Here is a 24211-nt window from a genome sequence, read left to right on the forward strand (position 1 = left end):
GGTCGAGGCCGGTCGCGGCGAGGTCGCAGGGGGTGGGGCAGGAGCGGCCGGAGGGAGAGATCCGGGCCGCGCGACACGCCCGGATCTCGGTCCGAAACACCTGTACCACCCATACCCCGCCTAATTCACCCTGTCCGCCAAGTCGCCCAAAATCCTCATGCTGCGACAATGGAAGGGCTAGCGCAGCGCTGTCGTCGCGTTCCGACGTCACCGTCGGACCAGCCAGTCGCTAGGAGGAGGTGCAGTGATGTCCGTCCATGGAGAGTCCGAAGTTCTGCTCACACCGGCCGAGGTCGCGAGCCTGTTCCGCGTCGATCCCAAGACCGTCACTCGCTGGGCCAAGGCCGGCAAGCTGTCGTCGATCCGGACCCTCGGGGGGCATCGTCGCTATCGCGAGTCCGAGGTTCGCGCACTCCTGGGTGCCGCGAGCGAGAACGCCGAGGGCGTCGACAAGGGCTGACCGACGCGCGGTGTCCCCGCGCGCCCAGCCTGCGCCGTCGGGCCGTTGAGGAGCCTCGGGACCTGCTTCCCGATGCTCCCCGTCGCGTCCTGACCCCTTCCTCACGACCAGCCGAAAGCCCGGCGCCTGTGGCGCCGGGCTCGGTCGTTCCTGGGGGTGCTGTTCGGTCGACCTCGGCCGACCCGGCCAGCACGTCGCGACGTCAGGAGCGACGCCGGAGGATCGCCGCGGCGACGAGCGCGACCGTCGCCACGGCACCGCCGATGAGGATCTTGACGTTGCGCGCTCGCGCGGGGTCGTGCTCGGGGAGCCCGCCGCCCGTGAAGAAGCTGCCGGTGTCAGCAGCGGCCTGCTTGGTCTGGTGCGCCACGTTCGCCGCCTGGGTGCGAGGGTCGAGGCGGGTGGTCAGCTCGTCGATCGTGCTCGCGAGCTCGGACCGGGTCCGGGCGATCTCGGCTTCCAGCTCGGCCTGGGTCGGTTCTGTGGTCACGGGCGCAGTCCTTCCTTGACGGTGGCGACGTCTTCCTTGATCCCCGCGATGGCGTTCTCCGGGGTAGGGGGCATCCCCTTCTTGAGCTGCTTGCTGCCGACGAAGGCGAGGATGCCCGCGAGCAGGAACAGCACGACGCCGACGATGAGGGCCGCGAGCCACAGCGGTACGGCGTGCGCGAGCCCGACCATCGCGGAGTGCAGCGCGAACCCGAGCCCGTAGAGCGAGAGCACACCGGCCACCACGAACATCCCGATCCCGATGCCCGATCGGGCGGCCTTGGTCGTCAGCTCCTTCTTGGCGAGCGCGATCTCCGTCCGGACCAGGCGCGTGGCCTGCTCGGACATCTGCTCGACGAGCTTGCCGATCGAGGGCTTCGGGCTCGGGGGAGGGGGCTGTCCGTCGTCCCAGTCGCTCATGGTGGTCACCTTCCTGGCGCTCCGGTCGGGGCGCCCGTGCGCGCGGGGTTCACCCGCGCCCTGAAGAGTCGGTTCTTCATGTCCCACTCAACCGGTCAACCGGCCCGAGGGCAATTCCGCGCGCCGGGCGTGCGAGTGTCCGTCCGGTGTGCTGCGCAGAGAGCGGGCGGCCCAGCGGGCGGGACCGGCGGGTACGACGAAGCCCCGCCTCGTGGGAAACGAGGCGGGGCTTCGTGGAAGTGGCTCCGACCGGCGTCGATCCGGTGACCTTTCGATTTTCAGTCGAACGCTCTACCAACTGAGCTACAGAGCCTTGACACGAAAGCCCGGTCGTGATGACCGGGCAGTCGCTGTCGAGCGACCCTGACGGGACTTGAACCCGCGACCTCCGCCGTGACAGGGCGGCGCGCTAACCAACTGCGCTACAGGGCCTTGCGTGAGTTTCTCCCGGCCTGGGCCGTTCGAACCTCGAGAATCGTATCTCACTGCCGGGCGAATCCGTTAATCGGATCCTTCCGAGTACCCCCAACGGGATTCGAACCCGTGCTACCGCCGTGAAAGGGCGGCGTCCTAGGCCGCTAAACGATGGGGGCCTAGTTTCCTGGACAACCCGCACCGCCTGCGGGGCACGAGTCGCCGAGAGACCTCCGTCAGCATACGGGGAAGCAAGGTCGGCGTGCAAAACGGTGCGCGCGTGCGGCTCGCGGCTGTCGGTGCCCCGTAGGAGGGCGGGGGAGGATGGTCCCGTGGTGGAGATGACGCGCGAGGACTTCGAGGACGCGGTGCGCGATGCGCTGGACGAGATCCCGGAGGAGCTGGCGGAGCAGATGGACAACGTGGTCGTCCTGGTCGAGGACGACGCGCCCGTCGACGACCCCGAGCTGCTGGGGCTGTACGAGGGGGTCCCGCTGACAGAGCGCGACCTCATGTGGGCGGCGGGTGCGCTCCCGGACAGGATCACGATCTTCCGCAACCCCACGCTCGCGATCTGCGAGACGCGGGAGGAGGTCGTCGAGGAGGTCGTGGTCACGGTCGTCCACGAGATCGCGCACCACTTCGGGATCGACGACGACAGGCTGCACGAGCTCGGATGGGCCTAGCATTCATCGCCGAAGGGCGATAACATCGTTATATGACGATGAAAAGGGAGACGAGCACCCGCACGCACCTGCGGGCGCGGCGCACCGCGACCGACGGTCTCGTCGAGCAGCCGGCGGCCGAGCATCCGCAGCAACCGTGCACCCCGCCCGTCGTCGGGCACGACCACACCGCAGTCGCGCGGCTCCTGCACGCCCTCGCCGAGCCGCACCGACTCTCCGTGGTGCACCTCCTCGCGGTCGCCGAGCACCGCGTGGTCGACCTGACCCGCGAGCTGGGGCTCGCGCAGTCCACCGTGTCCGCCCACCTGGCGACGCTCCGCGACGCGGGACTCGTCGAGACCCGCCGAGAGGGTCGTTCGTCCTGGTACCGCCTCGCGCGCCCCGAGGTCGCGCACATCCTGGCCGACGCCGAGCGGATCGTCGACGCCACGAGGGGTTCCCGATGAGCGGCCACTCGCACTCGCACTCCCACGGCGCGTCGACCGCGACGGGCGCGCACCGCCGTCGGCTCGTGATCGTCCTGTGCATCACGCTCGGCGTGATGATGCTGGAGGTCGTGGGCGCCCTGGTCTCCGGGTCGCTCGCGCTCCTCGCCGACGCCGGGCACATGCTGACCGACGCCAGCGGGATCGGGATCGCACTCTTCGCGAGCTGGCTCGCGACGCGTCCGGCTTCCCCGACGCGGACCTTCGGGTGGCAGCGCGCCGAGATCCTCGCCGCGCTGACCAACGCGCTGATCCTCGGCACGGTCGCCGTGCTCGCGATCATCGAGGGCGTCTCGCGGTTCCGCGCGCCGGACCCCGAGATCCAGGCCGGGCTGATGATCGGGGTGGCGGTCGTCGGTCTCGTCGCGAACGCGATCGGGCTGCGCCTGCTGTCGGCGGGCCAGGCCGAGAGCCTCAACGTCCGCGGGGCCTACCTCGAGGTGCTCGGCGACCTGCTCGGGTCGGTCGCGGTGATCGTCGCCGGCGTCCTCGTCGCGGTCGGGTTCCCGGGGGCCGACGGTCTCGCGTCCGTCGCGATCGGGCTGCTGATCCTGCCGCGCGCCTTCATGCTCCTGCGCGAGGTCGCGGCGGTGCTCCTCGAGTCGACCCCCGCCGGCGTGGACCTCGAGAAGGTGCGCACCCACATGGAGGGCACCCCGGGAGTGGTGGGCGTGCACGACCTGCACGCCTGGACCATCACCTCGGGCGTACCCGTCATGTCGGCACACGTGGTCGTCGAGGACGAGGTCCTGGCGAGCGGAGGGGGGACGGAGGTGCTGCGACGGCTCAAGGAGTGCCTGGGCGGGCACTTCGACGTCGACCACTGCACGTTCCAGATCGAGCCGCCCTCGATGCAGGCGACCGAGGATTCGGTCCACCACTGACCGGCGGGCGTCTCGCGGGCGAGGGTGTCGTCGAAGGTGGCTCGCCGGGCGTTCTACGCTCCTCCCATGACGATTCTGGTGACAGGCGGAGCGGGGTTCATCGGTGCGCACGTGGTGCGCCTGCTGCAGGAGAGAGGAGACCAGGTCGTCGTCGTGGACGACCTGAGCACCGGGCAGGAGAAGCGCGTCGGGGGGGCGCCGCTCGTGCACCTCGACGTGTCGAGCGCCGAGGCGGTCGACGTGCTGACCCGGACCATGGTCGAGCACGAGGTCAGCGCCGTGGTGCACTTCGCGGCCCGCAAGCAGATCGGCGAGTCGGTCGAGAAGCCCGTCTGGTACTACCAGCAGAACGTGGGCGGGTTCACGAACCTCGTCGCCGCGATGGAGGCCGCCGGGGTCGACCGTCTCGTCTTCTCGTCCTCGGCGGCGACCTACGGCATGCCCTCGGTCGCGCTCGTCGAGGAGAAGCTGCACGCCGACCCCATCAACCCCTACGGCGAGACGAAGCTCGTCGGAGAGTGGCTCGGGCGGGCGGCCGGCCGGTCGTGGGGGCTGCGGTTCGTGGCGCTGCGCTACTTCAACGTCGCCGGTGCGGGGTGGCCGGACCTGGGTGACCAGACGCTCCTCAACCTCGTCCCGATGGTGTTCGACCGCCTGGCACGGGGCGAGCGGCCCCGGGTCTTCGGCGACGACTACCCGACGCCCGACGGCACCTGCATCCGTGACTACCTGCACGTCATGGACCTCGCCGAGGCGCACCTCGTAGCGCTCTCCTACCTGGACGAGGACGAGCGGGACTACGACGTGTTCAACGTGGGGACGGGCGTGGGGGCCTCGGTGCGCGAGGTCATCGACGAGATCGGCAGGGTGTCGGGCCTCGACGCCACCCCGGACGTCTTCCCGCGCCGTCCCGGCGACCCGCCGCAGCTCGTCGCCTCGCCCGAGCGCATCAACACGGTGCTCGAGTGGAGAGGGTCGCACGGGCTCGAGGAGATCATCTCGTCGGCCTGGGAGGCGTGGCAGGCAGGGCCGCGCCGCATCGACGTCTGACCACGGCGTGACGGAAGGGCTCTCTCGCCTCGCGCGAGGGGGCCCTTCTGCGCGTCCGGCGCTGACATCCCGTCAGATCCTCAGTATGCTGAGCAAAATTACTCAGCACGCTGAGGATGAAGGGGTGTGCCATGTCCGCAACGAGCACGACCATCGACGACGTCGCCGAGCGGTCGTCGACGGGCGCAGTCCGTGCAGCATCTGCTGGGGCCGAGCCCCGGCCCGGGACCGAGCCCGGGCTCGCCGCGTCGACGCGGGACGTCCGGCTCGCCGTCGACCTCGACCACGCTCTCACAGCCACACGTCGCGCGCTCGCCGAGTACTTCGCCACGGCGGCGTCGCGGGCGACCGACCCCCGGGTCGTCGATCTCTGGAAGGACCTGGCCGACCAGACCGGGGGAAAGCTCGTCCGCCCGCGCCTGGTCCTCGCGGCCTATCTCGGCCTCGGCGGCCGGGACCTCGGGGCGGCGGTGCCCGTCGCCGCTGCACAGGAGGTCCTGCACACCGCGATGCTCGTGCACGACGACCTCCTCGACCACGACGAGTCGCGTCGCGGCCGCCCCAACCTCGCGGGCACCACACGTGCGCGCCTCGCGGGGACGGGCGTCGATGCAGCCCACGCCGACGAGCTCGTCCAGGCCGCCTCCCTCCTCGCCGGGGACCTCGCGATCAGCGGAGCCTTCGACCTCGTGCTGACGTCGACCGCCCCACCGCCCGTCCGGCTCGAGGTCACCCGACAGCTCGTGCGCGCGGTCCAGACGGCCGTCGCGGGCGAGGTGCTCGACGTGTCGGGACAGCTCCGCTCCCCCCTCGACGTCGCCCCCCTGCTCGTCGCGGAGCTCAAGACGGCGACCTACACGTGCGTCGTCCCGCTCCTGTCGGGCGCCACGCTCGCCGGCGCGGACCGTGCTGTGCGGTCGGACCTGGAGACCTGCGGCCGCGCGCTGGGGATCGCCTTCCAGCTCGTCGACGACCTGCTCGGGGTGTTCGGCGACCCGCGGGTCACGGGGAAGTCGACGCTCTCCGACCTGCGCGAGGGCAAGCGCACCCTGCTCCTCGCCTGCGCCTACCGTCGGGCCACGCCCGCGGACGTCGCGCTGCTGGACCGGTACGTGGGGCGGGCCGACCTCACCGAGGCGGAGGCCGACGTCGTGCGGGAGGCCATGCAGCGCTCCGGAGCCCCCGGAGCGGTCCGGGAGACCGTGACCCGCCACCTCGACGAGGCCCGGGCGGCGGCTTCCCGGCTGCCTGCTCCTCTCGCGCGATATCTGACCGACCTGGCCGACTCGTTCGCGGAGAGGGTCGCCTGAGATGCCGACGAGCACGACGTCCGAGACCATGGCCAGGGAGGCCAACGTGTCGCAGATGCTGTACGACCGCACCGCCGCCCGCGCGAGCCGGGCGGTCCTGACCGGGTACTCGACGTCCTTCGGGCTCGGGTCCCGGCTCCTGGGGAGCGTGGCGCGTCGCGACATCGACGCGGTCTACGGCCTGGTCCGCGTGGCCGACGAGGTCGTCGACACGCGCAGGGGCGAGGGCGCCGACGCGCTGCTGACCGGGCTCGAGGAGGAGACGGCGCGCGCGCTCGCGAGCGGGTACTCGACCAACCTCGTCGTCCACTCGTTCGCCCGCACTGCCCGGCGCACCGGGATCGGGCACCCGGAGATCGACCCGTTCTTCGCGTCGATGCGCATGGACCTCACGGTCCAGGTGCACGACAAGGCGAGCTACGAGCAGTACGTCCACGGCTCGGCCGAGGTCGTGGGGCTCATGTGCCTCGCGGTGTTCCTCAACGCGGACCGTCGGCCCGGGGATCCCGTGGTCCGCGCCGACGCCGCCGTGCTGCGCGGTGCGCAGGGTCTGGGCGCCGCGTTCCAGAAGATCAACTTCCTGCGCGACCTGCGCACCGACCACGAGGAGCTGGGGCGCAGCTACTTCCCCGGGATCACGCCGGCCGACCTCACGCAGGAGGACGTCGACGCGATCCTCGCGGAGATCGGCAGCGACCTCGACGCCGCGCGCGCCGCGCTCCCGTCCCTCCCGCGTCGCGCACGGATGGCGGTCGCCGCGACCCTCGCGCTCTACGACTCGCTGCTGGGACGGCTCGCCTCGACGGCTCCGCAGGACCTGCTCCGGGCACGCGTGCGGGTCCCGGACCCGGTCAAGATCGTCGTCGCGGCGCGTGCCGTGGCGCGTGAGTCGCTGCGACGCGACGTGCACGCCATGTCCCGCCGGTCGACCAGGTTCACCGACACCAGAGGAGCCCTGTGAACGTCGCCCCACCCGAGATGCCGCACGTCGTGGTCGTGGGGGGAGGGATCGGCGGCCTCGCCACCGCCGCGCTCCTGGCCCGGGGCGGCGCCCGGGTGACCCTGCTCGAACGCCACGAGCGGGTCGGGGGGCGGGCCGGGACGCTCGACCTCGACGGGTTCCGGTTCGACACCGGACCGTCCTGGTACTTCATGCCCGAGGTCTTCGAGCACTGGTTCGCGCTCCTGGGCGAGCGCGCCGAGGACCACCTCGACCTGGTCCCGCTCGACCCGTCGTACCGTGTCTTCTTCGAGCGGGCCTCGTCCAGCGAGCAGCCCGACGGCGCCACGAACCTCCCCCCGGCTCGCACCGTCCTCGACGTCACCCGCGACCCGGAGGTCAACTGGGCTCGCTTCGACGCGCTCTCGCCGGGCGACGGCGAGCGCATGCGGGCCTACGCCGAGGAGTCGAGCGAGGCCTACCGCCTCGCCCTGGACCACTTCCTCTACACGACGTTCGAGCGTCCCGACCGGGCCGTCGACGGCGCCGTGCTGCGCCGGCTCCCGCGGCTCGCGGCCCTGCTGGGACGCTCGCTCGCGGACCGCGTCGAACGCCGCGTGCACGACCCGCGCCTGCGCCAGGTCCTCGGCTACCACGCGGTCTTCCTCGGCAGCTCGCCCTACCGGGTGCCCGCGCTGTACTCGCTCATGAGCCACCTCGACCTGGTCGAGGGCGTACGGTTCCCGCGCGGTGGGATGTACACGATCATCGAGGCCATGGAGAAGATCGCCCGCTCGCAGGGCGTGACGATCCGCACGGCGAGCGACGTCGTCGGGATCGAGGTCGCGCCGCACGCTCCCATGCCCGACGGCGGAGCCTCGCCCCGCGCGCGGACCGGCAGGCCCGGGCGACGCGCGCGAGGCGTCGCGACCGGGGTGCGGCTGAGCACGGGCGAGGTCGTGCCTGCGGACGTCGTGGTGTCGGCCGCCGACCTGCACCACACCCAGACCGCGCTCGTGCCCCCCGCGTACGCCGACCTGCCCGCGCCAGCGTGGGACGACCGCGGACCCGGGATCTCGGCGCTGCTGATCCTCGCCGGCGTCCGTGGCGAGCTGCCCGAGCTGGCCCACCACTCGCTCTTCTTCACCGAGGACTGGCGGGGGAACTTCGCCGACGTCCTGGGCGACGCGGCCGACAGCCCCGTGGACTCGTTGCGGGTCCCGTCCCCCGCCTCCCTCTACGTCTCGAGGACGTCGGCGACCGACGACGCGACGATCGACCACCCCGCTGCGCCTCCCGGCCACGAGAACCTCTTCGTCCTGGTGCCGTTCCCCGCGGACCCGGCGCTCGGTGGCTCGGCCGCGTCGCAGGCCGAGCTCGAGGAGCTCGCCGACGGGTACCTCGACCAGGTCGGCGCCTGGGCCGGGATCGACGACCTGCGCGGGCGGGTCGTGACCCGGCGGGTCCTGGGCCCCGCGCACTTCGCGACCGAGTTCTCGTCCTGGCGAGGGACGGCCCTCGGGATGGAGCACACGCTCGCGCAGAGCGCGATGTTCCGCCCGCCGGGCGCCTCGCGCAAGGTCACCAACCTCTACTACGCGGGAGCGGGCACGGCCCCTGGCGTCGGGCTGCCGATGTGCCTCATCAGCGCCGAGCTCGTCGCCAAGCGGCTCCTGGGCGAGACGTCCTCCCGGCCCCTGCCGTCCCCGCTGCGCCCCGGCTACCTCGCGGCGAGCCGCCGTCCCGAGCGACTGCGGGGCGGTGGCGCGTGATCGGCTTCGCGTACCTCGCTGCGCTCCTCGTCTCGCTCGGCGGTCTCGCCGTGCTCGACCGTCGGTTCCGCCTCGCGTTCTGGGCTGACCCGGCCCGGACGGCGATCACGCTCGTGGCCGGCGTGCTGTTCTTCCTCGCGTGGGACGTCGCGGGGCTCGCCCTCGGGATCTTCGCGCGCGGCGACTCGCCCCACATGACCGGGCTCCAGCTCGCCCCCGAGCTGCCCGTCGAGGAGGCCGTCTTCCTCACGCTCCTGTGCTACAACACCCTGCTCGTCTGGCGGTTCCTCGACCTGCGTGCGCGGGAGCGCGCAGCCCGGCGGACGGACGGTGGTGCCAGGAGAGCGGACGAGGCACCCGCGCGCGCCGCGGACGGTCCGACGACGGGAGCGGGCGCATGACCAACATCGTCCTGAACCTCGTCGTGATCGCGCTCGTCGCGGTCGTCACGGTGTGGACGCTCCGGCGCCACCGGGCGGGGCCGCTCCTGTGGACGGCAGCGGTCATGGTGGTCCTGACGCTGGTGTTCGACACGATCATGATCGCCGTCGGGCTGTACACCTACGCTCCCGACAAGATCCTCGGGATCTACCTCGCCGGGGCGCCGCTCGAGGACTTCGCCTACCCGCTGGCCGCGGTGCTGCTGCTGCCCGCGGTATGGAACTGGGTCGGGGACGGTCGACGCCGTCGGCACGCGGGAGGGCAGTCGTGACCGGGGTCGCGGTCGAGCCGGGGGCTGCGCCGGGGCCGCTCGTCGCGCTCCGGGAGATCGTCGCCGCCTCGCGCCCGTTCTCCTGGATCAACACCGCGTACCCCTTCGCGGCGGGCTACCTGGTCGCCACCGGGGGACGGGTCGACGCCACGCTCGTCGTCGGGACGCTCTACTTCCTGATCCCGTACAACCTGCTGATGTACGGGATCAACGACGTGTTCGACTACGCGTCCGACCTGCGCAACCCGCGCAAGGGCGGGATCGAGGGAGCGCTCGCGGACCCCGCGACCGCACGGACCACCCACCGGCGCATCCTGTGGGCGTGCGTCGTCGCGAACGCGCCGTTCCTCGCATGGTTGCTCCTCCAGGGCGACGTCGCCGCGAACCTGACGCTCGCCGTCGTGGTCTTCCTCGTCGTGGCCTACTCGGCGCCCGTGCTGCGCTTCAAGGAGCGTCCGTTCCTCGACTCGTTCACCTCGGCCATGCACTTCGTGGGGCCCCTGCTCTACGCGCTCGTGCTCGTCGGGACGGACCTCGGAGCACGGACCGTGTGGCCCGTGCTCGTGGCGTTCGTGCTGTGGGGGGCCGCGTCGCACGCGTTCGGCGCGGTGCAGGACGTGCGGGCCGACCGGGAGGGCGGGATCGGCTCGGTCGCGACCGTGATCGGGGCGCACCGGACGGTCGTCGTCGCGGCGACCGCCTACCTCGTGGCCGCGGGGCTGCTCGCGCTGCTCCCGTGGCCGGGGTGGCTCGCCGCGGTCCTGCCGCTGCCCTACCTCGTCAACGTGGCGTCCTTCTGGACGGTGCGCGACGACGACTGCGAGCGGGCGAACGCGGGCTGGCGTCGCTTCCTCTGGCTCAACCTGGTGACAGGGTTCCTCGTGACGATGCTGCTCATCGCCGCCACCTGGGGCTGACGCCTGGGTCCGACCCCTGGGTCGAGGTCCCGCGGACGACGACGGCCGCCGTTCCTCGCGGAACGGCGGCCGTCGTGCTCGTGGCAGACCCAGGTCAGTACGTGGTGCCGTACTCCCAGTGCCACGCCTCGGGCTTGGAGCCGCCCTGGCGTGCCCACTCGGGGTTGTCCCAGCCGTAGGCCGGGGCGTTCGCGCGCATCCAGGCGTACTGGGCGCTGCCGAAGCTGCTGATGCCGCCGCCGAGGTCGAGCGCCTGCGCCATGCCGTGGTTCGACGTCCCCGGGGCCGCCGCGAGGTAGCCCTTCGACGCCTTGACCGCGACCTGCGAGCCGAACGAGCGGTAGGACGACGTCACCGAGATGTCGGTGCCGAACGCCGCCCGGTAGGCCACGTTGAGCTGCTCGAGCTGGTAGGCCGCGTCGCAGCGCACGAGCTGGCCGGGCGCGAAGCTCGGCGAGCACAAGAGGCTCTCGGGGATGGTGCCGTTCGAGTAGCCAGCGGTGCTGTTCGCCCAGGCCGCGAGCTGTGCCGCCATCGCGGCACGCTGGGCGGCCTCCTCCGCAGCCTGCTGGGCCGCGATCTCCTCGGCCGTCGGTGCCGGCTGGACCGAGACCGCGACGGCAGCGGCGTCGAGCACCGTGCGCAGCGCCTCGGTCGCAGCCCCGATCTCCGTGGTCGTCGGCGCGACCTGCGCATGGTCGATCACCGGGTCGGCCGTGGTGCCGGCGGTCACCGCACCGGTGGTCGCCTGGTCCGTCGTCGTCTGCGCCGCCTCCTCCGGGGAGGTGGTCGCGGTGTCGGTCGAGGCCTCAGGGGCCTCGGCCGTGCCGTCGGTCGTGAGGGGCTCGCGACCGTCGGCTCCGGCACGGCTCGCGCGGAACGTGTCGCGGCCGTCGAGGGTCTCGTCGGCGCTCGTCCCGTCGGCGGTGCCGGCGGCGAGGGTCGTGGCGTCGTCCAGGGACGCGCTCGTGTCGAGAGCCGCGCCCGTCTCGAGGGCGGTGCTCGCGGCGAGCGTGGGGTCGGTCGCCGACCCGATCGTGGTCGTCCCACGCGCCGCCGTCTCGGACGTGCGCGTGACGTCCAGGAGCTGGCGGAGCTGGTCGCGGGTCGCAGTGACCTGGGCGAGCTGCTCGGGTGTCAAGGAGGACGTGCCCTCGCTCGCCAGGTACTCGGCGCGGACGAGCTGGGTGCTGGCCGCGTCGAGCGCCGACTTCTCCTCGGGGGTCGTCGCGACGGGTCCGGCGGCACTCGTGACCGGTGCGGACGCCGATGCGGTCGCGGCCTGGGAGCCGTCGGGAGACGTGGTCATGCTGGCCGCACCTGCCGTGGTGGTCACGGCGACCGTGGCGAGGGCTGCCGCGATCGCGAAGGGGGAGCGGCGGCGCAGGGAACGCCCGGGGAGGGTCGCGGCGAAGCGACGCTGGGAGTGCTTCCCCATCAACGGCCCCCTCTCGCGCGCAGGCCCGGCCCGTCGGCTGCGCCGAGGGGAGCGGTGTCGAGGAGAGCGGTGCCGAAGGGGGAGGTCGTGCGGTCGTCGGCGCCCGGGAGCGGGCGGCGCCCTGCAGGCGCGGCGAAGCTGAGCGGTGCAGTTGTCACGGTGTTCGGATGTTCCGTTCGTCGGGCCGAGGCCGGGACCGCGTGCGCACTGCGGCTGTCGAGCGGGAGCTCGACGCCGTACCGTGCCGTCGCGGTGACGGGAGTCGTTCTTGGAGCCTCAGCAGCCTGAGTCGCGGCGCGTCCGGATGACGTGGGAGCCGCGTGCGCCGGCAGATGGGATGCGAGGACGGTCCTCGGTGCCTGCCAACTCGTTCCATCTTCAACTACGTTTGTGAGCGGTCTGGCCTTGTCGAGCAAGGATCCGCTGGCGATGGTGTGCCGGGTCCGGGCCTATTCGGTGAAGAAGGTACGACCGACGCGTCTCGCGTCGCGAGTCAGCGCCGTACCCACGAGCATGCCCAACGCGATCGCGAAGACGGCGACGACGGCGTTCGCGATGTCGGACACAGAACCCGTGTCCCCCGCCACGAGCTCCGACAGCCCCAGGAAGCTCAGGGCGCCCGGCACCAGGAGCCAGAAGGCCGGGAGCGTCGTGATGATGGCCGGGGGACCGGTGCGGGTCCGTTCGACGAGCGTCGCGAGCGGCACGATCACGAGCGCGCCGAAGAAGCCGGAGATCTCCGGGGCGATGTAGGACCCCACGAGCTGGGCCGCGTACGCCGCGAACAGGACCACGAGCACCCAGGGCAGGCTCCGGCGCGGGGTGGAGGAGAAGAACATCTGCCCGACGCCCACGAGCACGACCCCGATCCACGGGGCCCACCACCCCATCCGCTCGCCGCCGTGCCCGGCGACCAGGTCACCGGCGACCGCTGCACCGGCCACGACGCCGAACACGAGCAGCAGCAGCTGGGCGACCCCGTAGAGGAGCCTGCTCGCACCCGAGACGATCTGGTTGCTCGTGAGCTCGATCGCCGCGACGGTCAGGACCGACCCTGGCAGGAAGCTGATGAGCGGCGGGACCAGGACCTGCAGCGGGCTGTCGCCGAGCCAGGGGTGCACCACCTGGATCGCCAGGACCGTCACGAGGAAGGCCGCGACGACGGGCAGGGCCGTACTGAGCGTGGGCCAGCGTGCGGCGAGCCACCGCAGCACCCCGACGCCGAGCCCGAGCACCAGGAAGACGGGCAGCAGATCCAGGGTCGGGTTGAGGATCAGCCCGAAGCCCAGCGTCAGGATCGCGTGCCCGACGATCGTGAGCACGGCACCGAACCGGGCCGGCTGGCGCCGGATCGCGCGCAGCTCGGTGCGCGCGTCGGCGAGGTCGATCGTCTGGGAGCGCAGCTTGCGGATGACCGCGTAGAGCGCGCCGATCTGGTCGAGGTCCAGCCCGCTGCCCGCGGCGTCGGTGAAGTCCGTGACGACTCCGGAGGCGGTCTGCACGCGGATGAAGACGCACGTCGGCAGCACCAGGGTCTGCACGGTGTGCGCGCCGTGCAGGTCGGCGACCTGCTTGAGGACGTCCTGGGCGTCGTTGACCGACTGCCCTGAGTCGAGCATCGCCCGTCCGAGCGTGCGGAGCAGGGGGACCAGGTCGGGCGAGATCTCCGGGACGTCGGGCTCGTCGTCGGGGGTGGCCTCGTTGCCGAGCGCCTGCAGGACGCGCCGGAAGGTCGAGGGGGCGTGGCGGAGCCCGGCGAGCAGGGGGAGCCGGTGCCGGGGCCGGGGCGCGGGGTCGGGGTCCTCGGCGGAGGAGGGGTCGGTCTCCGTGGCGTGCGGCGAGGTGTCCCGGGGGTCGGCCGCGGGGGCGTCGTCGGGCGGCGTCACCTGTTCCGGTGGCGCGTCCGCGGGAGGGCCCTCGGCGTTCAGGTCGCCACCCCGCGTCCGTCCGCCGGGCCGGGGGCCGCTGACGGGCGCACCGAGGGCGGACCCGACGACGCCGCGACCAGGTGCAGGAGAGCCTCGCCGTAGGCGTCGGCCGGGTCGTAGCCGCGGAACGTGAGCGGGTGCCCGCCGAGCTCGATCTCGACGAGGTAGGCGGGGACGTCGTCGTCCTCGACGAATCGTTGGAGCCAGCGGAAGGTGCCGCCCAGCAGGGCGCGGAGCTGTGGCTCGAGCGGGTGCCAGAGCGCGTCCTCGAGGGCCACGGAGTCGAGCGCCCACTCGGTCGTGCCGTTGAAGCCGAGGATCACGCCGGTGTCGAACTCGTGGGGCTCGATGGTCATGTCGCTCACGGTGAAGAGGTCGCCCGTGGGGCCGGTGGCCAGGAGCCGGAAGCGGTCGCCGGACTCGGGGTGCCAGCGCACCCCGGCCTCGCGCAGGGCGAGGGCCAGGTCCCAGGAGATCATCTGGCCAGTATGGTCGGGCGGGCCGGACCGTGCCCCCTGGAGGTGGCGTCCGGAACAGCCGAGGGTGACGCCACGTCCCACCGAGGGCGACGCTCCCGCAGGCCCTTCACCCGCTCGCGCGAGACAGTAGGGGAAGGACTCCCGCAGCCCGCGGGGCCCCCAGCACGGGGAGGTCGGCATGACCGGGACGTTCGCGACCGTCGACGACTACATCGGCTCGTTCCCGCCCGAGACCCAGGCGGTCCTGCAGGAGATGCGGCGCACGATCCACCGGGTCGTGCCCGACGCCGGCGAGAAGATCAGCTACCAGATCCCGGCCGTCACGGCGCAGGGTCGGGTCATCGTGTACTTCGCGGGGTGGAAGCACCACGTGAGCCTGTACCCCGTGCCCGACGGCGACGAGGACTTCGAGCGGCTCGTCGCCCCCTACCGGGCCTCCAAGGGGACGCTCAAGTTCATGCTCTCGGAACCGATCCCGTACGGCGTGATCGAGACGGTCTCGCGGCACCTGCTCGACCAGTACGGGGCCTCGGCGTAGCGCGGGCTCGGGCCGGGCGAGGCCCGGCGACCCCTCGAGCGCGCCCACCTGTCGGGACGTGTCGTCCCACGGTCGCCGGGTGTCACACCCACGAAACGTCGGCGTCGTGTACTCGCCCTCATGACCGTTCCTCCCACGTGCACGGCCGGGCGATCCCCGGACCGACCCGTCACCGTCTCCATCCACCGCCGCATCCACCCTGACCTGGTCCCGGACGCGACGCGCTGGGTCCAGGCCGGCGTCAACATAGCCAACACGTACCCGGGCTTCCTCGGGTCGGGCTGGGTGCGCGCCGCGAAGGACTCGCACGACTGGCACATGCTCTACCGCTTCGCCGACGAGGCGACGCTCGACGCCTGGGACTCCTCGCCCGAGCGGGTCGCGTGGCTCCAGGAGGGGCAGGGGCTCGTCGAGGAGCAGCGCGTCGAGCGCAGGACGGGCATCGAGGGGTGGTTCGACGCGCCCGCCCGCGTCGAGGAGCCGCAGATCAGCGCCGACCGGGCGCCGGCCCGCTGGAAGCAGTCGGTGAGCATCTGGCTGGGGTTCTTCCCGGTGAACCTCGCGTTCACGCTGCTCATGTCCTGGGCGGTCCCGAGCTTCGGCGAGCTGCCCGTGGTCCCGAGGGTGCTCGTGACGACGCTCGTGCTGACCCCGATCATGACGTACGCGGTGCTGCCGTGGGTGACCGGCCGTCTGGCACCGTGGTTGGCGCGCTGAGGCGCGCGTGGCCCGTCACGCCCCGGTCGAGCGCGTGCTCCCTGGCCTGTGAGGACCGTCTCATTCGGTGCCTGTCCGGGCGTCGCCCGCCCCGCGCACCTAGCGTGGACGGATGGACGAAGAGATCGAGAGCGCGACCGACGTCGCCCTGACCCTGGCCGCCGTCGCGGGAGCGCTCGTGGCCGCGTTCGTGCTGGGCACGATCATCTCGGCGATCACGAACCGCCTCGGGCGGCGCAGCGAGCTCGCGCGGGACATCTCGAAGCGGCTGCGCCGCCCCGACCGTGCGGTGCTGATGGTCGTCGCGGTGTGGATCGCGGTGCGGGTCACGACGGACGCGTCGGTCGCGTGGCGGCCCGCGGTCGAGCACGCGCTGCTCGTCGCGCTCATCGCCGCCGGTGCGTGGTGGGTGGGGGCGCTCGCGTTCGTCCTGGAGGACAGCGCGCTCAAGCGCTTCCGGGTCGACGTCGTCGACAACCGGCACGCCCGGCGCATCCGCACGCAGATCATCGTGGTGCGACGCCTGACGGTCGCGATCATCGTGATCTGCGCGATCGCCGCGGTGCTCCTGACGTTCCCCGCGGCGCGGGCCGCGGGCGCGAGCATCCTCGCGTCGGCCGGTGTCATCTCGATCGTCGCGGGCCTCGCGGCGCAGACGTCGCTCGCGAACGTGTTCGCGGGCATGCAGATCGCGTTCACGGACGGCATCCGGGTCGACGACGTCGTGGTGCTCGAGGGGGAGTGGGGGCGGATCGAGGAGATCACCATGACGTACGTCGTGGTGCACCTGTGGGACGACCGGCGCCTCATCATGCCGTGCACCTACTTCACGACGACGCCCTTCCAGAACTGGACGCGGCGGGCCGCGGACCTGCTCGGCACGGTCGAGCTCGACCTGGACTTCCGGGTGCCGTTCGGCGCCATGCGTGCCGAGCTCAAGCGGCTCCTCGCGCACACCGACCTGTGGGACCAGCGCGTGGGCATCCTGCAGGTGACCGACGCGATCAACGGCGTGGTCCGGGTGCGAGCGCTCGTGAGCGCCCGCGACGCCCCGACGCTGTTCGACCTCCGGTGCTTCGTGCGCGAGGGGCTCGTCGAGTGGCTCCAGCGGTCGAGCGCCGACTCGTTGCCCCGCACGCGCTTCGAGGGCGTCGAGGAAGGACGCATCAACGAGGAGCCCGACGTCGCGCCGGGTCGCACGCAGGAGAAGGGCGCGGCGGCACACCCCGCGATCCCCGAGCGCGAGGTCCACCTCCCGCCCTCCATCCCCGTGGGGCCAGGAATCCCGGGGCAGCCGCCGCTCTCGACCCGCCAGGCGACCCGGCGCCTGTCGGTGCGCGACAAGGCGAGGGTCATCGGGTCGGTCAGCGCACCACCGGACGTCGTCGAGACGCGGGTCATGGACCCCGTCGAGGTAGCCGTAGCGGTAGGGCGCGAGGCAGAGGTCGCTCCGGAGGACCTGCCCGGCGGCGCGGCCGAGTCTGCCTTCTTCAGTGGTACGGCCGAGGGAGTCGAGCGGGCGCAGGCCTTCGCGGGCCCGGGCCAGGAGGTCATCGACGAGCGCGAGGAGACGGCCGAGCGGAACCGGGTCGAGGACGAACGCGACGCGCCGGCCTCGCCGGACGACGACGAGCGGGACCGCGAGGCTGCGCGCCCCGGCGACAGGGAGCGCCCGGGCGACCGCGACCTGGGGCGCGGTGAGTCGCAGGGCGACGGCGGCCACGACGGTGACGCCTGACGCCTGACGCCTGATGCCGACGGTGATGGTCCCGTCAGCCCCGACGTGACGCACCCGACCCGCGTCCGCCGCGCCGCGACGCCCGCCCCTGGTTAGGGTCTCGTCGTGAGCAGGTGGACCTGGCCCGCGTACGTGGGCGTGATCGGCGGGGTCGTCGTCTTCGTGATGTTCCTGCTGCCGATCGTGGTCTGGCAGTACCGCCGGTACGGGCGACTGAGCTGGCTGCGCCTGCTCGGGTCGGCGGCGGTCGCGGTCTACGGTGTCGCGCTCGTGGCGTACACGCTCCTGCCGCTGCCCTCGGGCGACCTCGCGCTGTGGTGCGCGCAGCACGGGTTCTCGGGGCCGCAGCTGAACCCGTTCCAGTTCGTCGAGGACATCCGCCGCGACACCGCGGGCATGAGCGCGGCGGCTCGGCTGCGGAGCCCGGCGGTGCTCCAGACGGTGTTCAACGTGGTGCTCTTCGTCCCGTGGGGCGTCCTGGTGCGGCGCTTCTTCGGGTGGCGGCTACCGCTCACGGTGCTGTCGGCGTTCGCGGCGTCGCTGCTCATCGAGACGACGCAGGGCACGGGGATCTTCGGTCTCATCCCGTGCTCGTACCGGCTGGCCGACGTCGACGACCTCCTGACGAACACCCTGGGCGGGTTGATCGGTGCGCTGATCGCGCCGGTGGTCCTGCGGTGGATGCCGCGCTCGACGGACCTCGCGACCGAGCGGGGCGTGCCGCGCCCGGTCACGGTGTGGCGGCGGTGGCTGGGGATGTTGCTCGACGCGTTCCTGGTGTCGGTGACCGGGACGGTGCTGGTCCTGTTCTACCGGGTGACGCTCGTCGCGCTGGGGCAGGACGTCCCGGTCGAGGCGGGCGCGGTCGACGTCGTGCTCGGCTCGGTCGTGCCCGTGGTCCTGGTCCTGTTCGTGCCGCCGTTCCTGGGGAGCGGGGCGTCGTGGGGGCAGCGGGCCATGTGGCTCGAGCCGCGCTGGACGGCCGACGTCGCGCAGGGCCCGGTCGGTGCGGACGGCCTGGGGCGTGGGACCACGGTGCGTCGCGTGGTGCGTGGCTTCGTGTCGGGCGGCCTCTGGGGGGTGTGCCTGGTCCTGGCGGAGGTCCCGGGTGGTGGTCTCCTGCCCGACGTCGCAGCGCCCCTCGGTTCTCTCGTCGCCTTCGTGGCGGTCGTCTCGGTCCTGTTCACGCGCGACCGGCGCGGGGTGTCGGGGGTCGTGTCGGGGGCCCGGATGGTCGACGCGCGGAGCTGAGCCCGACGGACCCGAACGCCGAGAAGTGAGTACACGCCCCTGAATCACGAGATGCAGGGGCGTGTACTCACTTCTCGGCGAGGCGCTGCGGCCGGCGCGACAGGGTCGTGACAGCGATTCCGGTGCCGAGCAGGAGGAGCGCGGCGAGAGCAGCGAGGGCCGCGTCCGCCCCGGTGGTGGGGAGCGTGCTTGCGCCGCCTCGTCCGGGCACGGTGTCGCCCACGGTCGACCACACGCCCTGGGCGTCGTTGTCGGTCGGGGAGGCGTCGGTGTCTGTGTCGATCGTGGGCACGACGAGAGGGCTGAACCGTTCTACGACCGGGTCCACGAAGCCGTCCTCGTCGAGGTCGGTGTCCGGGGCCGGGGCCACGTAGGCGACGTCGCGCATGCTGCCCGCACCGGGGGCGGGGGAGACCACGCGCGCGGTCACGGTCAGCGGCGGACCGTCTGCGCCCAGGGGGAGGTCGCCCGTGGAGGTCGCCGTGGCGCCGTCGACCGTGTAGCCGTCGCCCGCCATCGAGACGAGCGTGGCGCCGTCGGGCAGGAGCTGGGTGATCGTCCACCCGGCCGGGGCGACGCGCGGGCCGTCGTTGTGCGGGGTCAGCGTCCAGGAGACCAGGTCCCCGGCGCGCTGGGGGTCGTCGGGGTCCACGGCGAGCGTCTGCTTGAGGGACAGGTCGATGCAGCTCATCGGGTAGAGCACGGGGGCCTCGGTGAGCTCGTGCACCTCGGCGCCGCCGCCGTCGTAGTACGGGATGCCGTCGAGGAAGCCCGTCGCCCGGCACGCCGACCCCCAGTCGTTGGGGGTGCCGTGGTCCCGGGCGTCCACGGCGACCGGGCCGTCGACCGGCAGCGCGCGGGCGAGGGCGGGCGCGGAGTCCTCGCCGACGACCGCGTTCGCGTACGTGCGGATCGCCGCGCTGGCCGCCGGGAAGGAGTTGCCCGTGACGAGCACGTCGTCGCGCAGCGTGCGCCGGGCGGCCTCGGGCGACGTGGGGTCTGCCGTACCGACCTGGATCCAGGTGCCCCCGCCCGTGAAGGCGTTGCCCGTGACCCGGACGTCGGACGACGAGTACGAGTCCGGGAGCGCGCCGTCGGCCCACGACGGGGCGACGCTGATCGCGGCGAGCCCGTCGCCGCCCGTCTGGGAGATCGTGTTGTCGGCGACGAGGAGGTCGTGGGCCGGCCCCGCGGACACGACGTCGGGCTGGCCGCTCACGGTGTTGCGCACGACCTGCACGCCGGTCGTGCCCTGGAGCGCACGGATCCCGCCGTCGTTGTCGGTCATGGTGCTGTCGTGCACGGCGATGTCGTGGCTGATCCCGTTCGCGGGAGTCGTGACGACGAACAGGCCGACCCCGGAGTTGCCCGTGAACGTCGTCGCGCTGACGTCGAGGTTCGCGACGCTGCGCCCGTACACCCCGTACTCGACGAGGTTCGCGACGGTCGCATTGGTCACGGTCGACCCGTCGGTCGCGGAGTAGAAGAACCCGTACGACCCGGCGTCGATCGAGGAGCGGTCGACGTCGACGTCCTGCGACCCGTAGGCGCGCAGGATCGCGGCTCCCGTGACCGAGGTCGGCCCCTCGTTCCCCGTCACGGTGATGTCCTGGGCCGTGACCCCGATCGACTGGTGGATGACGAGCGCGGCGCCCGTGAGGTTCGCGGTGACGCGGGAGATCGTCGCGTTGCGCGCGCCCAGCAGGTACACGCCGCTCGACGCGTCGGGCGCTCCGACCACGTCGATGTCCGAGATCGAGATGTCGACGCGGTCCGAGGTGTCTTCGTCGAAGTTGGACTGCGCGCCGATCGCGTAGAGGAACCCGGTGGCGGACACGTCCGAGACCGTGACGCGCCCGGCGTTGACGAGGTTGATGCCGGTGCCGGCGGGCCCCCACGTGCCGGCGTCGAGCACCGCGCCCGTGACCACGGCGTTCTGGGTCGAGCCCAGGGTGATGCCGCCGAACGCGGTGATCACGGGGCTGGTGATCGTCGGACCCGTGCCCGTGTTGGCCGCGCTCGTGGTGATCCCGTACATGGCGCCCCTGATCGTCGGCCGCTCGATCACGACGCCGGTGGCGAGCAGCGTGAGGATGCCCGTCGTCTGGTTGGCTCCCGCCAGCGTGATCCGGGCGTCCGAGACTCTCGCACCGGTCGTCGCGCCGAGCGAGATGCCCTCCCGGGAGCTGCCCGTGACGACCGCGCCCGTGATCGTGGGGCCGGTGCGAGGGTTCGCAGGCGCCGTGCCGATCCCGCGCGCGAAGCCGGTCACGGTGACCGCGTCGACCCGGGCACCGGACGAGCTCGACAGGTCGATCCCGGTGCCCGTGCTGGTCTGTGCGCTGGTCACGCTGACGCCCGACACGCTGGGCGTGGTCGTCGTGCCCAGCGAGATGCCCGACGTCGCGGCGCTGATCGTGCCGCCGGAGATCACGACGCCCCCGGCGGTCGAGGCCGCGGCCGCGGTGATGCCCGTGGCGACGCCCGAGATGGCGGGACTGGTGATCGTCGCGGCCCCCGTCGTGAGGTTGACCCCGTACGACGAAGCCTCGCCCGCGCCGTCCATGTCGAGCCCGTCGATCACGACGCCCGTGAGGTTCGCGCCGAGCTGTACCCCCGTGGGGCGGGCCACCGGGGTCGGGTTGCGGATCGTGAGGTTGGACAGCACGACGTCCGACGCGGTGACCGAGACGATCGCGCCCGTGTTGGCCGCACCGATCGTCACGTCGTCGTCGAGCGTCAGGCCCCCTCCGCTGACCGTGAACCGGGTGTAGAGCGTCGAGGGGCCGCTGGCGTCGAGGGTCACGGCCCGAGGGACGGTGATCGTGCCGGTGAACGCGTAGTCGTTCTGGTCGAACGAGACGGTCCCGCCGGCCGGGGCGGCGTTGATCGCCGCCTGGAGCGTGAGCAGGGCGGGGGTGCCCGGGCGCTGGTCCGGCGTGCCGACCCAGGCCACCGGCAGGGTGTTGGCGTTCGGCACGACGCCGGGGGCCGTCGGGGTCACCTCGACGACGGTCTCGTCCGGCACGGGCGCCGGCTCCTCGAGGCCGCCCGGCGTCGTCGGGTCGGCGGGCGGTGCGGGGTCACCGGTGTCGACGGTGTCGGGCGGCGAGGCGGCCTGCGCGGGAGCGGTCACGGGGGCGACCGTGACCACACCCGCGCCGAGCAGGGCGGCGACGCCGATCGCCGCAGCGGCGCGCCGCCACCGGCGAGCGCCGTCCCGTCCGTCCAACGCTGTGCGCATGCCCGCCCCCGATACGTCGCCTGCGGTCGCCAGTGGCCGATACGCCATCGTCGGCCGATGTCGGAGAACCGGCAACCGGGCCGAGGGGAGCCTCACGCCCCGCCGAGAAGTGAGTAGATGCCCCAGGATCGCGGGATCCCGGGGCATCTACTCACTTCTCGGCGGGGCGCGCGGGGCAGCGGGCGGGATCAGCGTCCCGCGAGCCACCCTCGCAGCCGGTCAGGACGGTCGGTGATGACCGCGTCGACACCGGCCAACCGGGCCAGGGTCCACTGCGCGGGCTCGTTCAAGGTCCACACCATGACCTCGAGCCCCGCCGCGTGCAGCTCGTCGACCAGACCGGGCCGCTCGACGAGCAGGTGCCCCGCCGGGTTGCACGTCATGACGCCCAGGTCGGCGCACGTCGCGAGCAGGTCGTCGGACAGCTCGCCGATCAGCAGCCCGCGGCGCAGGTCCGGGGCCACCTTCGCCAGGGCCGCGACCGTCGAGGTCCAGAAGCTCTGCCCGATCACGCGGTCGGCGAGCCCGGCGCGCAGGACGGGCTCGGTGACCCTGCGGACGTCGTCGGGCCCCCAGTCGCCCTTGATCTCCAGCAGGAGGTCGATGCCTGGGTGCGTCACGAGGAAGTCCACGAGCTCCGTGAACGTCGGGACCCGCTGCCCGGCGTAGGCGGGGGCGAACCACGAACCCGCGTCCACGGCGCGGACCTCCGCGAGCGGGAGCGCGTCGACGCGACCGGTCGCGTCGGTCGTGGCGTCGAGGGTGTCGTCGTGGATCACGACCACCTCGCCGTCCGCGGTGAGCTGCACGTCGAGCTCGATGCTGTCCGCGCCCGCGCGCCACGCGGCCTCGAACGCCGCGAGCGTGTTCTGCGGGGCCACCGACGAGTTCCCCCGGTGCGCGACGACCCGGAACGCGCCCGTCACAGGTACGGCTCCACGTTCTCCTGGTACGCCTTCTCGAGGCGCGGCGTGATCGACGCGAACGCCTCGGCGGCGGGCGTGCCCTTGAGGACGATCTGCTCGATCCCGTCGGTGAGGATCTGGTCGCCACCAGGCACGAAGACCCGGACCCAGTCCTGCGAGCGGGACTTCTCGGCGAGCTGGTCGACCGCCGTGCGGAACTGCGGCGTGGCCGCGTAGATGCTGCTCATGGTCTCTCCCTCGACCGCGGACGTACGCACCGGCATGTACCCGGTGTTCTGGGAGAAGTATGCGGTGTTCTCCGGGTCCGTGATGAAGGCGAGGAACATCGCGGCGGCGAGCTGCTGCTCGGGCGTGCGCGAGGCCGGGATGGCCAGACCCGTGCCACCAGTGGGCGTCCCGGAGCCGCTCGGGCCGTCGGGCAGGTAGGCCGTGCCGAGCTCGAACGACGCGGCGTCGAGGAGCCCCGTGAGGCTGCCCGTGGACCCGATGGTCGAGGCGAAGATGCCGGCGGCGAAGTCGGCCCCGGCGTCGGTCCCGACGCCCGCGACCTTGGACCCGTGGAACAGGTCGTGCAGGAAGTCGCCCGCGGCCAGGGCCTGCGGGGTGTCGAGCGTGACGGTGAACTCGTCGCTGTACTGCCCACCCTGGCCCCACAGCATGTTCTCGAACCACCACGCGGCCCACGAGGTGCCGGTCGCGAGGCCCAGCGGGGCGCCGTCGGCCGGGACCTGGGCGCGCAGCGCGGGGGCCCACTCGGCGAGCTCTGCCCACGTCGCGGGCCCGCGGTCGGGCAGGCCGGCTGCGGCCCACATGGTCTTGTTGTAGTAGAAGAGCGGCGTCGAGCGCGCGTACGGCACCGCCCAGTGCCGGGTGTCGTACGCGTAGTCGCCGTACAGCGTCGGGTTGTAGTCGGTGACGTCGACGTCGAGGTGCGCGAACACGTCGTCGAGCGGCATGACCTGGCCGTTGAGGTAGTAGCGGAACCACCACACGTCGCTCGCGATGACGAGGTCGGGGAGGTTGTTCGACGACGACGCGGCCTGGAAGCGCTGCGCGACCTCGTCGTACCCGGCGCCCGCGGTCACGAGCTTGACCGCGATGTCGGGGTGCTTCGTGTTGAAGCGGCGGATCAGCTCCTCCTCGATGGCCTTTGAGGCGCCGGGGTGGTTGCTCCACCACGTGATCTGCGAGGCGGGCTTGATCGTGGTCCAGTCGGTGCCCGCGGAGGCGGACGGGGCGGACGTGCCGCCGCCGACGGTGGGTCCCGCGCACGCGGCGAGGGAGAGGGCGAGGGCGCCGAGGCCGCCGAGGCGCAGCACGTCGCGTCGCGACGGGGTCCACTGGGCGGGCAGGGGCTGGTTCACGTGATGCTCCTTGGGGTGGGGAACAGCGATCCGGCAGGTGCCGGGGGAC

At 72.5% G+C, this 24211-nt stretch carries 24 protein-coding genes and 3 tRNA genes; 15 read left to right on the forward strand and 12 right to left on the reverse strand.

Going from position 1 to position 24211, the window contains the following annotated elements; translation table 11 throughout:
- Positions 1–247: 247 nt before the first annotated feature.
- Positions 248–460 carry a BldC family transcriptional regulator gene (locus tag JOD48_RS03295; protein WP_030151000.1) on the forward strand — a complete coding sequence of 71 codons (213 nt, stop codon included), beginning with the start codon at positions 248–250 and terminating at the stop codon, positions 458–460.
- Between the two features lie 202 nt (positions 461–662).
- On the opposite strand, the gene JOD48_RS03300 is transcribed toward JOD48_RS03295, so the two are convergent.
- The 5 genes from JOD48_RS03300 to JOD48_RS03320 form a co-directional block, all read right to left on the reverse strand.
- The gene (locus tag JOD48_RS03300; RefSeq protein WP_191791917.1) at positions 663–950 is read right to left on the reverse strand and encodes a DUF3618 domain-containing protein; all 288 of its coding nucleotides are present in this window, start codon (positions 948–950) and stop codon (positions 663–665) included.
- Positions 947–1369, reverse strand: a complete 423-nt coding sequence (locus JOD48_RS03305; RefSeq protein WP_191791916.1) for a phage holin family protein — start codon at positions 1367–1369, stop codon at positions 947–949. The genes JOD48_RS03300 and JOD48_RS03305 overlap by 4 nt, the downstream gene beginning before the upstream one ends.
- A 240-nt stretch (positions 1370–1609) precedes the next feature.
- Positions 1610–1682: transfer RNA gene (locus JOD48_RS03310), tRNA-Phe, on the reverse strand.
- A 45-nt stretch (positions 1683–1727) separates the two neighbouring features.
- Positions 1728–1801 (reverse strand) — tRNA-Asp (locus JOD48_RS03315).
- Positions 1802–1889: 88 nt separating this feature from the next.
- Positions 1890–1962: transfer RNA gene (locus tag JOD48_RS03320), tRNA-Glu, on the reverse strand.
- A gap of 162 nt (positions 1963–2124) precedes the next feature.
- Here JOD48_RS03320 and JOD48_RS03325 point away from each other — a divergent pair.
- The 10 genes from JOD48_RS03325 (at position 2125) to JOD48_RS03370 (ending at position 10539) form a co-directional block, all read left to right on the forward strand.
- Positions 2125–2469: a metallopeptidase family protein gene (locus JOD48_RS03325; protein WP_191792004.1), complete on the forward strand. Its 345-nt coding sequence runs from the start codon at positions 2125–2127 to the stop codon at positions 2467–2469.
- Between the two features lie 32 nt (positions 2470–2501).
- Positions 2502–2915, forward strand: coding sequence for an ArsR/SmtB family transcription factor (locus tag JOD48_RS03330; RefSeq protein ID WP_225227381.1), 414 nt, complete (start codon positions 2502–2504; stop codon positions 2913–2915).
- The gene (locus JOD48_RS03335) at positions 2912–3838 is read left to right on the forward strand and encodes a cation diffusion facilitator family transporter (RefSeq protein WP_191791915.1); all 927 of its coding nucleotides are present in this window, start codon (positions 2912–2914) and stop codon (positions 3836–3838) included. Before JOD48_RS03330 ends, JOD48_RS03335 begins: the two co-directional genes overlap by 4 nt.
- Positions 3839–3904: 66 nt before the next feature.
- On the forward strand, positions 3905–4888 hold the full coding sequence (gene galE, locus JOD48_RS03340) for a UDP-glucose 4-epimerase GalE (RefSeq protein WP_191791914.1): 984 nt from the start codon (positions 3905–3907) through the stop codon (positions 4886–4888).
- 131 nt (positions 4889–5019) lie between these two features.
- The gene (locus JOD48_RS03345; protein WP_204807347.1) at positions 5020–6198 is read left to right on the forward strand and encodes a polyprenyl synthetase family protein; all 1179 of its coding nucleotides are present in this window, start codon (positions 5020–5022) and stop codon (positions 6196–6198) included.
- A gap of 1 nt (position 6199) precedes the next feature.
- Positions 6200–7159 (forward strand): phytoene/squalene synthase family protein, encoded by a 960-nt coding sequence (locus JOD48_RS03350; protein ID WP_191791912.1) that lies wholly within the window; start codon positions 6200–6202, stop codon positions 7157–7159.
- Between the two features lie 17 nt (positions 7160–7176).
- Positions 7177–8910, forward strand: coding sequence for a phytoene desaturase family protein (gene crtI, locus JOD48_RS03355; RefSeq protein WP_204810299.1), 1734 nt, complete (start codon positions 7177–7179; stop codon positions 8908–8910).
- Entirely contained in the window at positions 8907–9311 is a 405-nt protein-coding gene (locus JOD48_RS03360) for a lycopene cyclase domain-containing protein (RefSeq protein WP_307823945.1), read from the forward strand. The genes crtI and JOD48_RS03360 overlap by 4 nt, the downstream gene beginning before the upstream one ends.
- Positions 9308–9622 (forward strand): lycopene cyclase domain-containing protein, encoded by a 315-nt coding sequence (locus JOD48_RS03365; protein ID WP_204807349.1) that lies wholly within the window; start codon positions 9308–9310, stop codon positions 9620–9622. Before JOD48_RS03360 ends, JOD48_RS03365 begins: the two co-directional genes overlap by 4 nt.
- Positions 9619–10539 (forward strand): prenyltransferase, encoded by a 921-nt coding sequence (locus tag JOD48_RS03370; protein ID WP_307823946.1) that lies wholly within the window; start codon positions 9619–9621, stop codon positions 10537–10539. Before JOD48_RS03365 ends, JOD48_RS03370 begins: the two co-directional genes overlap by 4 nt.
- A gap of 94 nt (positions 10540–10633) precedes the next feature.
- On the opposite strand, the gene JOD48_RS19410 is transcribed toward JOD48_RS03370, so the two are convergent.
- The 4 genes from JOD48_RS19410 to JOD48_RS03390 form a co-directional block, all read right to left on the reverse strand.
- On the reverse strand, positions 10634–11977 hold the full coding sequence (locus JOD48_RS19410; protein ID WP_225227380.1) for a M15 family metallopeptidase: 1344 nt from the start codon (positions 11975–11977) through the stop codon (positions 10634–10636).
- Positions 11977–12135 (reverse strand): hypothetical protein, encoded by a 159-nt coding sequence (locus tag JOD48_RS03380; protein WP_204807354.1) that lies wholly within the window; start codon positions 12133–12135, stop codon positions 11977–11979. Before JOD48_RS03380 ends, JOD48_RS19410 begins: the two co-directional genes overlap by 1 nt.
- Positions 12136–12426: 291 nt before the next feature.
- On the reverse strand, positions 12427–13863 hold the full coding sequence (locus JOD48_RS03385; protein ID WP_204807356.1) for a threonine/serine exporter family protein: 1437 nt from the start codon (positions 13861–13863) through the stop codon (positions 12427–12429).
- A gap of 38 nt (positions 13864–13901) precedes the next feature.
- On the reverse strand, positions 13902–14384 hold the full coding sequence (locus tag JOD48_RS03390) for a pilus assembly protein CpaE (protein ID WP_204807358.1): 483 nt from the start codon (positions 14382–14384) through the stop codon (positions 13902–13904).
- A gap of 178 nt (positions 14385–14562) precedes the next feature.
- Here JOD48_RS03390 and JOD48_RS03395 point away from each other — a divergent pair, with 178 nt between their 5' ends.
- From JOD48_RS03395 to JOD48_RS03410, 4 genes are all read left to right on the forward strand, one after another.
- Complete coding sequence (locus tag JOD48_RS03395; protein ID WP_204807360.1) at positions 14563–14922, forward strand: iron chaperone; 360 nt, start codon at positions 14563–14565, stop codon at positions 14920–14922.
- A 120-nt stretch (positions 14923–15042) separates the two neighbouring features.
- Entirely contained in the window at positions 15043–15639 is a 597-nt protein-coding gene (locus JOD48_RS03400; protein WP_204807362.1) for an antibiotic biosynthesis monooxygenase, read from the forward strand.
- Positions 15640–15751: 112 nt separating this feature from the next.
- Positions 15752–17377, forward strand: coding sequence for a mechanosensitive ion channel family protein (locus JOD48_RS03405; protein WP_204807365.1), 1626 nt, complete (start codon positions 15752–15754; stop codon positions 17375–17377).
- 105 nt (positions 17378–17482) lie between these two features.
- Positions 17483–18628 carry a VanZ family protein gene (locus tag JOD48_RS03410; RefSeq protein WP_204807368.1) on the forward strand — a complete coding sequence of 382 codons (1146 nt, stop codon included), beginning with the start codon at positions 17483–17485 and terminating at the stop codon, positions 18626–18628.
- 67 nt (positions 18629–18695) lie between these two features.
- Here JOD48_RS03410 and JOD48_RS03415 read toward each other — a convergent pair whose 3' ends face one another.
- The 3 genes from JOD48_RS03415 to JOD48_RS03425 all read right to left on the reverse strand — a co-directional run bounded on the left by JOD48_RS03415 (position 18696) and on the right by JOD48_RS03425 (position 24162).
- Positions 18696–21872 (reverse strand): right-handed parallel beta-helix repeat-containing protein, encoded by a 3177-nt coding sequence (locus tag JOD48_RS03415; protein ID WP_204807370.1) that lies wholly within the window; start codon positions 21870–21872, stop codon positions 18696–18698.
- Between the two features lie 188 nt (positions 21873–22060).
- Positions 22061–22798 carry a glycerophosphodiester phosphodiesterase gene (locus tag JOD48_RS03420; protein WP_204807372.1) on the reverse strand — a complete coding sequence of 246 codons (738 nt, stop codon included), beginning with the start codon at positions 22796–22798 and terminating at the stop codon, positions 22061–22063.
- A complete protein-coding gene (locus JOD48_RS03425; protein WP_307823947.1) occupies positions 22795–24162 on the reverse strand; it encodes an ABC transporter substrate-binding protein in 1368 nt (455 codons plus the stop codon). The genes JOD48_RS03420 and JOD48_RS03425 overlap by 4 nt, the downstream gene beginning before the upstream one ends.
- Positions 24163–24211: the final 49 nt, after the last annotated feature.

The organism is Oerskovia paurometabola, from assembly GCF_016907365.1.
Classification (GTDB): domain Bacteria; phylum Actinomycetota; class Actinomycetes; order Actinomycetales; family Cellulomonadaceae; genus Oerskovia; species Oerskovia paurometabola.